Source organism: Pseudomonas sp. EA_35y_Pfl2_R5 (assembly GCF_963970805.1).
Classification (GTDB): Bacteria; Pseudomonadota; Gammaproteobacteria; order Pseudomonadales; family Pseudomonadaceae; genus Aquipseudomonas.
Map to the genome: position 1 here is coordinate 598,176 of NZ_CAXAOW010000003.1, position 10,830 is coordinate 609,005.

At 57.9% G+C, this 10,830-nt stretch carries 11 protein-coding genes and 1 pseudogene; 7 read left to right on the top strand and 5 right to left on the bottom strand.

The window, feature by feature from the left end:
- Positions 1-6 precede the first annotated feature (6 nt).
- Positions 7-837 carry an undecaprenyl-diphosphate phosphatase gene (locus AACX99_RS09935; protein ID WP_339411422.1) on the bottom strand — a complete coding sequence of 277 codons (831 nt, stop codon included), beginning with the start codon at positions 835-837 and terminating at the stop codon, positions 7-9.
- A gap of 332 nt (positions 838-1,169) precedes the next feature.
- Between AACX99_RS09935 and AACX99_RS09940 the strand changes: the two genes are divergently transcribed.
- From AACX99_RS09940 to AACX99_RS09955, 4 genes are all read left to right on the top strand, one after another.
- A complete protein-coding gene (locus AACX99_RS09940; protein ID WP_339411423.1) occupies positions 1,170-2,804 on the top strand; it encodes a methyl-accepting chemotaxis protein in 1,635 nt (544 codons plus the stop codon).
- 7 nt (positions 2,805-2,811) lie between these two features.
- Positions 2,812-3,429, top strand: coding sequence for a hypothetical protein (locus tag AACX99_RS09945; protein ID WP_339411425.1), 618 nt, complete (start codon positions 2,812-2,814; stop codon positions 3,427-3,429).
- Positions 3,430-3,942: 513 nt separating this feature from the next.
- A complete protein-coding gene (locus tag AACX99_RS09950; RefSeq protein ID WP_339411427.1) occupies positions 3,943-5,601 on the top strand; it encodes a nitrite/sulfite reductase in 1,659 nt (552 codons plus the stop codon).
- Positions 5,585-6,082 (top strand): DUF934 domain-containing protein, encoded by a 498-nt coding sequence (locus AACX99_RS09955; protein WP_339411429.1) that lies wholly within the window; start codon positions 5,585-5,587, stop codon positions 6,080-6,082. The genes AACX99_RS09950 and AACX99_RS09955 overlap by 17 nt, the downstream gene beginning before the upstream one ends.
- Positions 6,083-6,126: 44 nt before the next feature.
- Here AACX99_RS09955 and AACX99_RS09960 read toward each other — a convergent pair whose 3' ends face one another.
- Positions 6,127-6,705 (bottom strand): TetR/AcrR family transcriptional regulator, encoded by a 579-nt coding sequence (locus AACX99_RS09960; RefSeq protein WP_339411431.1) that lies wholly within the window; start codon positions 6,703-6,705, stop codon positions 6,127-6,129.
- A gap of 113 nt (positions 6,706-6,818) precedes the next feature.
- Between AACX99_RS09960 and AACX99_RS09965 the strand changes: the two genes are divergently transcribed.
- Positions 6,819-7,256, top strand: a complete 438-nt coding sequence (locus AACX99_RS09965; protein WP_339411433.1) for a hotdog fold domain-containing protein — start codon at positions 6,819-6,821, stop codon at positions 7,254-7,256.
- A gap of 54 nt (positions 7,257-7,310) precedes the next feature.
- On the opposite strand, the gene AACX99_RS09970 is transcribed toward AACX99_RS09965, so the two are convergent.
- Both AACX99_RS09970 and sohB read right to left on the bottom strand, forming a co-directional pair.
- A complete protein-coding gene (locus AACX99_RS09970; RefSeq protein ID WP_339411435.1) occupies positions 7,311-8,300 on the bottom strand; it encodes a YhdH/YhfP family quinone oxidoreductase in 990 nt (329 codons plus the stop codon).
- Positions 8,301-8,319: 19 nt separating this feature from the next.
- On the bottom strand, positions 8,320-9,339 hold the full coding sequence (sohB, locus tag AACX99_RS09975) for a protease SohB (protein WP_339411437.1): 1,020 nt from the start codon (positions 9,337-9,339) through the stop codon (positions 8,320-8,322).
- A gap of 210 nt (positions 9,340-9,549) precedes the next feature.
- Between sohB and AACX99_RS09980 the strand changes: the two genes are divergently transcribed.
- On the top strand, positions 9,550-10,260 hold the full coding sequence (locus AACX99_RS09980; protein WP_339411439.1) for a histidine phosphatase family protein: 711 nt from the start codon (positions 9,550-9,552) through the stop codon (positions 10,258-10,260).
- Between the two features lie 58 nt (positions 10,261-10,318).
- Entirely contained in the window at positions 10,319-10,630 is a 312-nt protein-coding gene (locus AACX99_RS09985) for an SCP2 sterol-binding domain-containing protein (protein WP_090255840.1), read from the top strand.
- A 59-nt stretch (positions 10,631-10,689) separates the two neighbouring features.
- Here the strand turns inward: AACX99_RS09985 and AACX99_RS09990 are convergent.
- Positions 10,690-10,830, bottom strand: a pseudogene (locus AACX99_RS09990) (IS1595 family transposase); the annotation flags it as partial.

Here is a 10,830-nt window from a genome sequence, read left to right on the forward strand (position 1 = left end):
CAGCAATCAGGGCTGCGCCGTACTCCAGTCAATCAACTGGAACTGCCAGGTTGCCAGGATCAACAAGCCGAAACCGATGCGATACCAGGCAAACGCCGCATAACTATGGTTGCCAATGAATTTGAGCAGCGCCCGCACGGCAATCATGGCGAAGATAAACGAAGTGACAAAACCAATCGCAAACACCGGCAGATCATTGGTTTGGAACAGGTCACGGTACTTGTATCCGGAGTACACCGCAGCCCCCACCATGGTCGGCATGGCAAGAAAGAAGGAAAACTCGGTTGCTGCCTTGCGCGACAGGCCAAACAGCAGGCCGCCGATAATTGTTGCACCGGAGCGTGAGGTACCCGGAATCATCGCCAGGCACTGGGCAAAACCAATCTTCAGCGCATCCTTCCAGGTCATGTCATCCACGCTCTCGGCGTGTACCAGATGCTCGCGCCGCTCGGCCCAGAGCATGATCACCCCCCCCACCACCAACGCCAGGGCCACGGTGATCGGATTGAACAAGTAATGATGGATAAAGTCGGCGAACAGCACACCCAACGCCACGGCAGGTAGGAAGGCAATCAGCAGATTAGTTGTGAAGCGCCGCGCCTGTGGCTCTTTGGGCAGGCCCAGAGCAATTTCGAGAATCTTGCGTCGGTACTCCCATACCACCGCGAGAATCGCGCCAAGTTGGATAATGATATTGAAGGCCATCGCTCGCTCGCCGCCAAAACCAATCAGGTCGGCGACGATAATCTGGTGCCCGGTACTGGAAATCGGCAGAAACTCGGTAACACCTTCAACGATGCCCAGAATCAGTGCCTGTACGGCAACCCAAAGGTCCATCCCCACTCCTAAATGCGTGCTTTATCCGGCACGAACAACGATAAATATAATGATGAACTTGCGAGGGCGTCCGACAAAACCCTCTAGAAAAGGTTCCTCGGGGACAGAAAAAATAATTAAATCACCCACTTAACACGCAACGGTGCAAATCCTAGCAGAGAAGCTGCACATTTAGTGCGAGCCACACGAAGGCAAGCAAAACGCTCACGCCGAGAGAGCCGATGAAATCGCTCACCTACACTTCGCTTATCTGCCAGCTCGCTTAAGGTCTAACCTAGTCAAAAAACGCTCTTGGCCGATACAGAGGCATACAACAATAAGGGAGACACCCCATGAATAGCCTGCGCAGCCTGCCCATTAACCGTCGCCTATGGCTGATCCTGGTGGTCGCCATCGTCATGCTGATTATTCAGGGCGCATTGTTGCTCAAGCAGATCCACAGCGATTTGTATGCTGCCAAAGCCGAGAAAACCCAGCATGTGGTGCAAAGCGCCGCCGGCATCCTGCAGCACTATCACGCCCTGGAAGCTGCCGGCAGCCTACCTCGCGAAGACGCACAAAAGCAGGCGATGGAAACCATCCGCGGCTTGCGCTACGACGGCCAGGAATATTTCTGGATCAATGACCAGACCCCAGTGATGGTCATGCATCCAACCAACCCCAAGCTGGAAGGCCAGAACCTCTCGGGCTTCAAGGACCCTGACGGAAAGGCTCTGTTCAACGAAATGGTCACAATCAGCAAAAGCAAGGGCGCAGGCCAGGTCGATTATCGCTGGCCAAAACCGGGGGCCAGCGACCCCGTGCCAAAGGTGTCTTACGTACAACTGTTCCAACCTTGGGGCTGGATTATCGGCTCAGGCGTCTATGTCGACGACGTACAGGCCGAGTTTCAGGCCCAGGCGTTAAAAGCCATGCTGATAGGTTTGGTGATTGCTGCGCTGGTGGCCCTGCTAATCGTGTTGATCGTCCGTAGCATCACCCAGCCCCTGCAGCAAGCTGTCAGCGCCATGGCTAATATCGCCAGCGGCGATGGCGACCTGACGCGTAACCTCGACACCCACGGCGACGATGAACTCTCTGCTCTGTCCCGCCACTTCAATGCCTTCACCGACAAATTACGCCTGGTGATCAAGCAGTCCCTCGACTCCGCCGGCCAGCTCGATACCGCTGCGCGTAACCTCGGTCAGGTTTCCGGCCAGGCGCAGCAGCACAGCGAACAGCAGTCACAGCAGATGGAGCTGGTTGCCACCGCGATCAATGAAGTGACTTATGGCGTGCAGGATGTGGCAAAAAACGCAGAGCATGCTTCATCCGAAGTGCACGCCGCCGAAGAACAAGCGCTGCAAGGCCAGCAGAACATTGAAGCGAGCCTGCGACAGATCAACGAGCTGTCCGGAACCATCGATCAAGCCGTAACGGTGATTCAGGCCCTGGCCCAGGAAAGCACGCAGATCGGCAGCGTATTGGAGGTAATCCGCTCAATTGCCGAACAGACCAACCTGCTGGCGCTCAATGCTGCCATCGAAGCTGCGCGCGCCGGTGAGCAAGGTCGCGGCTTTGCCGTGGTTGCCGATGAGGTGCGCTTGCTGGCGCAGCGTACGCAAAAATCCACAGCGGAAATCCAGGTAATGATCGAACGCCTGCAAGGCAACTCGGAGGCTGCGGTCAAGGTCATCAATGACAGCAGCAAAGCCTCGCAGCTAACCATCGAACAAGCCAGCCAGGCAGGTGCCAGCCTGACATTGATCGCCAGCGGCCTGCGCAATCTCACCGGTCTGAACGCTTCCATCGCCAGCGCGACACTGCAACAATCGCACGTGGTCGAAGACATCAACCAGAACGTCACCCAGGCAGCCAGCCTGGCCCATAACAATGCCCTGGCGGCGCAACAATCCAGCGATGCCGGGCAACACCTAGGTCAGTTGGCTGAGCAGCTCAATCGGCTGCTCGGGCAGTTCAGGGTATGAGAACGCAATGAGCGAAATGGAACACCAGGAAGTCGACCTGAGCAAACCGCAGAACCAGGATCTGATCTGGGACCTGGACAGCATCGCCCGCCGCGAACTGGCGGAACGTTTTATCAAGCTATTCGAGAACCGCCTGTGCGTGTATTCGGAATCGACACGCCAGCTGTATACCAACTATGACCTGCACTTCCCCAGCGATATGGGCCGCAAGATGGTGGTGCTACCCAACCCCTACGCGTTTCACGACACCCTGCATGGCATCGAGTCCCATGCCGTGCGTAAAACCGGGCTGTGCGTACTGCCCGGCGTGGTCCTGCGCAAGCCTGGCTTGCTGCTGACTACGATGATCAAGGAAGGTGGCCCGGCACCGAAAACCATGCCGTTCAAACCGGCCTTGGCGCAAATCATCAGCAACCAGAAGAAGGCCGGCGATATCTTCCTGCCGATCATGATGAAGGGCGACCTGCGCGAGTTCGATCAGCAGATGCCCTATATCCACCTGCATCGCCTGCAGGTCAGTCGCCTGACGCGACTATCGACCTTCGAGCGCGACGATATCCAGCAGTCCATTACGCGCAAGTTGCTTATGCTCTATCGCCAGGCCGACAGTCTCAGCTGTCACTAGCCGCACGGCCTGTAGACAATAAAAAAGCGGGCATCCATTAATGGGTGCCCGCTTTTTGCTTTATCCGCGGTCAGGTCTTATTGCTGACTGACCCAGAACACCGCAGTGACAACAAAGATCACGATCAAGGCGAAAATAGCCTTGGCATCGACCACGCTGTCAGCATTATCCGGTTCACTGTGTTCGCTCATGGACTACCCCTCTTGTTGTGTTTATGGGTGAATCGTCTTCTGCAGTTAAGACCAGCATGTCCGCTTACTCAAGCCGTAGGGCTATGTTCAATGGCCGACTTATCCCTTTAAGTTCTTTCCATATACTCAAACATCACTTTTGCGCATAACCCTGAGCTGGTATCTTCCTCCGGCTCCGCAGGGAGTGCGCGGCCGTGCGCGCTGATTAGCTGTGAGAACCGGTATACGATATAGCGAGCTAGAGCCATGCCAGGCAAGAACAGGCAGGGCCACGCGCAGCAGATCGGAAACGGGTTCTAAAAGCCTGATAACAGGACACCCCATGTACGTATACGACCAGTACGACCAAAAAATCGTCGAAGACCGCGTCAAGCAGTATCGCGATCAAACCCGCCGTTACCTCGCAGGTGAACTGAGCGGTGAAGAATTCCGCCCGCTGCGCCTGCAGAATGGCCTGTACATCCAGCGCTTTGCGCCCATGCTGCGAGTTGCCGTGCCGTACGGTCTGATGTCGTCCGCCCAAGTGCGCATGATGGCCAAGATTGCCCGTGACTACGACAAGGGTTACGCGCATATCAGCACCCGTCAGAACGTCCAGTTCAACTGGCCGGACCTAGAAGATGTACCCGACATTCTCGCCGAGCTGGCCACCGTGCAGATGCACGCCATCCAGACCAGCGGCAACTGCATCCGTAACACCACCACCGATCAGTTCGCGGGTGTGGCCAAGGATGAACTTATCGACCCGCGTCCGTGGTGCGAAATCATCCGTCAGTGGTCGACCTTCCACCCCGAGTTCACCCACCTGCCGCGCAAGTTCAAGATTGCCGTAAACGGCGCAGTCAGCGACCGTGCCGCGATTGAAGTGCACGACATCGGCCTGGAAGCGGTACAGAACGACGCGGGCGAGCTGGGCTTCCGTGTGTCCGTTGGTGGCGGCCTGGGCCGTACCCCGATCGTTGGCAGCTTTATCAACGAATTCCTGCCGTGGCAGCACCTGATCAGTTACCTCGACGCCATCCTGCGTGTGTACAACCGCTACGGCCGTCGTGATAACAAGTACAAGGCGCGCATCAAGATTCTGGTCAAGGCGTTGACCCCTGAAGTGTTCGCCGAGCGAGTGAATGCCGAATGGGTTCACCTGAAAGACGGTCCGAGCACCCTGACCGAAGCTGAAGTGGCGCGCGTGGCCGCACACTTTATCGACCCAAGCTACAAAGCCCTCGACAATCAGGATACGGCGCTGGCTGCCCTGGATGCCGAACACCCAGGCTTTGCCCGCTGGCGTCAGCGCAACACCTTTGCCCACAAAAAGCCGGGCTATGTCGCCGTGACTCTGTCGCTGAAGCCAACCGGCGTGGCGCCGGGGGATGTCACCGACAAGCAGTTTGATGCAATTGCCGACCTGGCCGACCGCTACAGCTTTGGCGAAGTGCGCAACAGCCACAATCAGAACATCATCCTCGCGGATGTCGAACAGGCGCAGCTGTTCACCCTGTGGGGCGAGCTGCGTGAAAATGGTTTTGCCACGCCGAACGTCGGCCTGCTGACCGATATCATCTGCTGCCCGGGCGGCGACTTCTGCTCCCTGGCCAACGCCAAGTCGATCCCGATTGCCGAAGCCATCCAGCGCCGTTTCGACGATCTGGATTACCTGTTCGACATCGGCAATATCGACCTGAATATCTCCGGTTGCATGAACGCCTGCGGTCACCACCACGTTGGCCATATCGGCATCCTTGGCGTGGACAAAAAAGGCCAGGAGTTCTATCAGGTGTCCCTCGGCGGCAGCGCCGGTCGTGACGCCAGCCTGGCACAGATCCTCGGCCCATCCTTCGCCGAAGCAGACATGGCTGATGTGATCGACAAGATCGTCAAGGTCTATGTCGAGCGCCGCACCGAAGAAGAGAGTTTCCTCGACACCTTCCGCCGTATCGGCGTCGACCCGTTCAAGGAGCGCGTATATGCAGCGAATCATTAAGAACGGCCAGCTGATCGACGAAAGCTGGCACCTGCTGCCCAAGGACGCCACGCTGGACGGCATCCCCAACTGCGACGACCTGATCGTGCCGCTGGGCCTGTGGGTCGAACACAGCACCGCGCTCAAGGCCCGTGATGGCGGCCTGGGCGTATGGCTGGACGCCGGTGAGGAAATCGAGGAAATCGCCGATCAGCTGGATAACTTCCAGGTCATCGCGCTGAACTTCCCGGCTTTTACCGATGGCCGCCACTGCTCCACCGCCTACCTGCTGCGCACCCGTTATAGCTACACCGGCGAAGTGCGCGCCATCGGCGATGTGCTGCGTGATCAGCTGTTCTCTTACCTGCGCGTGGGCTTCGATGCCTTCGCCCTGCGTGAGGACAAAGACCCGCTGGACGCCTTGAAAGCCTTCGAGGAGTTCAGCGAGGTTTATCAGGCCTCCACGGACCAGCCACTGCCGCTGTTCCGTCGCCGCGCCTGATTGGCTCAGCACTGAAAAGCCCCGCTCTGCGGGGCTTTTTTATGTCAGGCTTTCACGCTGTCCCAGGCCACTTGCGCCAGTAACTCGCGGCAATCTGCCAGTCGCGTCTGCGTGCGCCCCGCCAGCCAGTTGCGCGAAAAGTCGTGGGTCGGCCCGATGATCACCGAAGCAAAGCAGTCCACCGGCATGGCCTTGAACAGCCCCTCTTCGCGGTAGCGCGAGAGCGCGGCAAAGATTCGCTGAAAGTGCTCGCGGTTGGCCTCACGCAACTGCTCACCCATTTCCCCCGCCTCCACCCGACTACGACTGTGCAGGACAAAACGCGCCCAATCAGGGTTAGCAGCCACCCAGTCGATATAGCTGGTGACCAGCAGCTTGACGCAGGCCTCGGCGCTGTCAGCGTTGACAAAGCCCTCCTCCAGCATCGCTGCATACTCAGCCGTACCTGCCAGATAAAGCGCGGCGATGATCCGCTCCTTGTTGCCGAAGTGGTGGTACAGGCTGCCGATGCTGGCCTCAGAACGATCACGGATCATCTCGATGGTGGTGCCATCGACGCCCACCTCGGTGAAACAGGCCAGCGCGGCCTGAAGGATTTCATCTTTGCGGGAACGACGGGCCATGCTTTCCTCGGCGACAATTTAACTAGAATATATTTCTAGAATTAAATTCTAGTATTTGTATACTGCCCTGGCGCGCACGTCTCTTCAATCAGTAAACAGGCCAGGAGAATCCCATGAGCCAGATGTTACAGATGTTCCAACAGGCAGGCCCGCTGCAGTTCAGCGCTATGATCGGCCAGGTCGCGCCCTACTTCGCCAGCATCGCCCCGCAATTCGTCGAGCTGCGCCCAGGCTATGCCGAAGTGACCTTCCCCAAACGCGGTGAAGTGCTCAACCATATCGGCACCGTGCACGCGATAGCTCTGTGCAACGCGGCTGAACTGGCTGCCGGAACCATGACCGATGCCTCTATCCCAAAAGGTTGCCGCTGGATTCCGCGCGGTATGACAGTGGAATACCTAGCCAAGGCCGATGGTGATATTCGCGCCGTGGCCGATGGCAGCGCCATCGACTGGAGCCAGCTGGGTGACGTGACCGTGCCGGTACAAGCCTTTGTCGGCGACAAAGCGGTGTTTCGCGCAGATATCACCATGTACGTCAGTCAGGCCTGAGGCCCAGACACACAAAGGCCCGGTAATACCGGGCCTTGTTACTCACGCAATCACTCAACCCAGATTGACCAGGACTCGCCCAACTTGTTTACCCGCAAGCACTTGGGCAATCGCCGCTGGCAATTGCTCAAGCGTCACTTCGCTGACCAGTGCATCCAGCTTGACCTTCCACTGCAGCGACAGCCTGTCCCACATCGAAGCCTTGACCACCAAGGGCAGCTCGACCGAATCCACCCCGAGAAGATTCACTCCACGGAGGATAAACGGCAGCACGCTACCCTTGAAACCAACGCCCGCCGTCAGCCCACAGCAGGCAACGCTGGCACCGTAGCGCAGCGACTTGACCACGTTGAATAAAATATCCCCGCCTACACAATCCACCGCACCGTCCCACTGCTCCTTGAGCATCGGCTTGTCGGTGCCGTCCAGCAGCTCAGAACGCAGCACAATCTGCTGCGCGCCCAATGCTTTCAGATAATCCGCCTGCTCCACTTTGCCGGTCGATGCCGCAACGCGGTAACCCAGGGTGGTCAGTAGCGCCACCGCGACACTGCCAACGCCACCGGTGGCACCGGTCACCAATACGGTACCGGCATCCGGTGTCAGTCCGCTTTGCTCCAGCTTGTCGACACACAGCGCAGCCGTCAGCCCCGCAGTGCCCAGCACCATGGCCTCACGCAGCGACAAGCCCTTGGGCCGCTTCAGAGCCCAGCAGGCGGGAATACGAATGTACTGAGCAAAGCCGCCAGAGGTGTTCATGCCCAGGTCATAGCCGGTGACAATTACCTCATCGCCAGCACTGAATTCAGCCACGCTGGACGCCTCCACTACACCGGCAGCATCGATACCTGGGGTGTGCGGAAAACTCTTGGTTACACCGCGGTTGCCACTGGCCGACAAGGCATCCTTGTAGTTGAGTGAAGAGTACTTGACCCGAACCAGCAGCTCGCCGGCCGGCAAATCGTCGACTTCACGCTGCACGATCACCTGCTCAAAACCGCCCGCTGCGCTCTCACGGGCCTGCAATGCATTGAACTTGCTCATGTGGACTCCCTTTAAATGGTTACCAGAAGCGCTGCTGATTCAAACGACTCAGCCAGTTCAGGACGAAACGGTCCAGCGCCACGCTGCCCGCCAGCCCGACGCGCTCCTGCAGGGTTTTCTTCTCGGCATAGTGCAAATGAAACAGCTCGGCGCTCTTGGCGCGTTCTGCCAAATATTCGTCGCTGGTCTTCAGCTCATCGACCAGTTGCTTCTCCAGCGCCGTCAAGCCCAGCCAGACTTCGCCGGTGGCAATCTGGTCAATGTCCAACTGCGGCCGATAGCGGGCGACAAAGCCCTTGAACAACTCATGGGTAGTTTCCAGGTCTTCCTGGAACTTCTCCCGGCCCTTCTCGGTGTTCTCGCCGAACACAGTCAGAGTGCGCTTGTACTCACCGGCCGTAAGCACTTCAAAATCGATGTCATGTTTTTTCAGCAGACGGTGCACGTTGGGCAGCTGAGCCACTACCCCAATCGAGCCGAGAATGGCAAAAGGTGCGGAGATAATCTTCTCGCCAATGCAGGCCATCATATAGCCGCCGCTGGCCGCGACTTTATCGATGCAGACAGTCAGCGGTACACCCGCCTGGCGGATACGCACCAGCTGCGAGGAAGCCAGGCCATAGCTGTGCACCATGCCGCCGCCGCTTTCCAGTCGCAGCACCACTTCATCCTGCGGCGTGGCCATAGTCAGTAAAGCAGTGATTTCGTGGCGCAGGCTGTCAGTGGCCGAGGCTTTGATATCACCGTCGAAATCCAGCACGTAGACGCGTGGTTTATGGATACCGGCTTTCTTCTCCTGCTTGGCGGCCTTGGCTTCGGCTTTGCCCGCCGCTTTCAGTTGCTCTTTGTCGAGCACCGCATGCTCCATACGCTGATGGAGCTGCCTGAAGAAGTCATTGAGCTTGTTCACCTGCAACTGACCAGTGCCCTGCCGGCCCTTGCTGCGCAGCGCGGCAATCGTCACCAGCACCACCAAAATGGCGACAACCAGGGTTACTGTCTTGGCCAGAAAGCCGATGTACTCTGCAAAAAACTCCACGTATTTCCCCTTGTCCCAATGGCAGCGCGTGCACATTGGCCGCGCTGAATAGTGCCCAAGCATACCGAGGCCATGGATTGGCGGCCAGCAAGCAAGGTCTAGACATTCAGCGGATTCATGCAATTCAAACAAGCGTATGTTTTTACGTTGACAGCTCCTGAGCTTCCTCATACCCTCGCGAAACTTTCAACGTACCGGAATCGAGCGGACGTGGGCAGCATCTACCTGATTCGACATGGCCAAGCCTCCTTCGGTGCAGACGATTACGATGTGCTATCGCCCATCGGAATTCGCCAGGCCGAAGTGCTGGGCGCGCACCTCGCGCAACTCGGCACACGCATTGATCGTAGCGTCAGTGGTGACCTGCGCCGCCAGCAGCACACAGCCAATAGCGCCTTGCAGCCACTGCATGAGGCTGGCCTGGCCATACCGCAGCTGGACATTGACGCAGCATTTAATGAGTTTGATGCAGACGCCGTGATCCGCAGCCTGCTGCCCGGCATGCTTGGCGAAGAACCTGAAGCCCTGCATATCCTGCGTAACGGCGCGAGCAATCGTGCTGAATTTCAGCGCCTGTTCGCCAAGCTGATTGGCCGCTGGATTGCCGGCGAACACGACACGCCGGAGCTGCAAAGCTGGCAGGGCTTCGTCGAGCAGGTCCAGGGCGGCCTCAACCGCCTGCTGGAGCAGGCCGAGAGCAAACAGAACATTGCCGTATTCACCTCGGGCGGCACTATTACCGCCCTGTTGCACCTGATTACCGGTATCGCGCCTGCGCAGGCTTTCGAGCTGAACTGGCAAATTGTTAACACCTCACTAAGCTGCCTGAAGTTTCGCGGCGGCCAAGTGAGCCTGGCTTCCTTCAACAGCCATGTGCATTTGCAGCTGTTGAAGGCGCCGGAGCTCATCACTTATCGCTGAGCTGCGGCCCACTGCACCCATCAAGGGCGCTAGAAAAACCTGAGAAAAAGGAAGAACCATGAGCGTTGCAGACATCGTCAATACCATGCAGTCCAAATTCAACGCCGGTGCCGCTGCAGGCCTGGATCTGGTGTTCCAATTCAACATCGAAGACGGCGAAAACTATGCGCTGATCGTCAAAGACGGCACCTGCGCCGTTGAGAAAGGCGACAACGCCAACGCCAACGTGACCCTGATCATGGACACCGAAACCTTGAAGGGCATCACCAGCGGCGAAACCGACGGTATGCAAGCGTTCATGTCCGGCAAACTGCGCGCCGAAGGCGACATGATGCTGGCCATGAAACTGGGCGAGCTGTTCCCGGTTTAAGCGTCAAGGCAACGAAGATACAAAACAAACCGGAGTCTTCGACTCCGGTTTTTTTATGGCTATGTCCCAATTACGTGTTGCATGGTCCGACCAACCGCCTCCTGGATACAGTGAACGGGCTGAATACGCTGCTGATAGCGTTCAAGCATGCGGCGCCAGCCCAGGTAGTTCGGGAGGTAGCGGCTGGCGACACCATGAAA

Excerpts from the sequence above, each read along its gene's own strand:
- AACX99_RS09940 (WP_339411423.1), top strand. The coding sequence starts at position 1,170 with ATGAATAGCCTGCGCAGCCTGCCCATTAACCGTCGCCTATGGCTGATC.
- AACX99_RS09935 (WP_339411422.1), bottom strand. The coding sequence starts at position 837 with ATGGACCTTTGGGTTGCCGTACAGGCACTGATTCTGGGCATCGTTGAA.
- AACX99_RS09970 (WP_339411435.1), bottom strand. The coding sequence starts at position 8,300 with ATGAGCAAGTTCAATGCATTGCAGGCCCGTGAGAGCGCAGCGGGCGGT.
- AACX99_RS09985 (WP_090255840.1), top strand. The coding sequence starts at position 10,319 with ATGAGCGTTGCAGACATCGTCAATACCATGCAGTCCAAATTCAACGCC.
- AACX99_RS09965 (WP_339411433.1), top strand. The coding sequence starts at position 6,819 with ATGAGCCAGATGTTACAGATGTTCCAACAGGCAGGCCCGCTGCAGTTC.
- AACX99_RS09960 (WP_339411431.1), bottom strand. The coding sequence starts at position 6,705 with ATGGCCCGTCGTTCCCGCAAAGATGAAATCCTTCAGGCCGCGCTGGCC.
- AACX99_RS09955 (WP_339411429.1), top strand. The coding sequence starts at position 5,585 with ATGCAGCGAATCATTAAGAACGGCCAGCTGATCGACGAAAGCTGGCAC.
- AACX99_RS09950 (WP_339411427.1), top strand. The coding sequence starts at position 3,943 with ATGTACGTATACGACCAGTACGACCAAAAAATCGTCGAAGACCGCGTC.
- AACX99_RS09945 (WP_339411425.1), top strand. The coding sequence starts at position 2,812 with ATGAGCGAAATGGAACACCAGGAAGTCGACCTGAGCAAACCGCAGAAC.